Origin of the sequence: Shewanella sp. c952 (assembly GCF_019654975.1) — a bacterium.
GTDB lineage: Bacteria > Pseudomonadota > Gammaproteobacteria > Enterobacterales > Shewanellaceae > Shewanella.
This window is the reverse complement of sequence record NZ_BPEW01000099.1, coordinates 1-636: the sequence shown is the minus strand read 5'-3', so window position 1 is coordinate 636 and position 636 is coordinate 1. Positions and strand designations below refer to the sequence as shown.

Genomic DNA, 636 nt, shown 5'->3' with positions numbered 1-636 from the left:
TTACCACGGTGTGGTTCATGACTGGGGTGAAGTCGTAACAAGGTAGCCCTAGGGGAACCTGGGGCTGGATCACCTCCTTACCTATACGACTAACTCACATCTGAAGTATGAAAATACGTTTGAGTGTTCACACAGATATGCTTGTTATAAAGAAAGAGCAAATTACGTTGGGTCTGTAGCTCAGCTGGTTAGAGCGCACCCCTGATAAGGGTGAGGTCGGTGGTTCAAGTCCACTCTGACCCACCAATATCTTTCCTTATCTTTGATAAGAAAGGTTTGGTTGACGTAAATTTGTTTGACTGCATGTAAATGGGGCTATAGCTCAGCTGGGAGAGCGCCTGCCTTGCACGCAGGAGGTCTGCGGTTCGATCCCGCATAGCTCCACCATTTACTTTGCTGGTTATCATATGATGACTAAGTAGACTTACTTTTCTCGCTGAATAAGTAAGGCATGCATGGATAGAGATGCCAAAGATAAATGAGAAATTTATCTTTGGCTTTTTTAAGCCCGTTCTTTAAAAATTTGGAAAGCTGATAGTGTTAATCTGAAAGGGATAACAACTACGATTTATCGTACTGTTATTTATAGGATTAACGCGAAATTAAAAAATTGAGTTCTAAACACTTAAACATTAA

2 tRNA genes and 1 rRNA gene are annotated in these 636 nt (G+C 41.4%); all 3 read left to right on the top strand.

Annotation, left to right across the window (positions count from 1 at the left end):
• A 16S ribosomal RNA gene (locus K5R16_RS22040) occupies positions 1 to 80 on the top strand; the annotation flags it as partial.
• A gap of 89 nt (positions 81 to 169) precedes the next feature.
• Positions 170 to 246: transfer RNA gene (locus K5R16_RS22035), tRNA-Ile, on the top strand.
• Positions 247 to 311: 65 nt separating this feature from the next.
• Positions 312 to 387: transfer RNA gene (locus K5R16_RS22030), tRNA-Ala, on the top strand.
• The last annotated feature ends 249 nt before the right edge of the window (positions 388 to 636 follow it).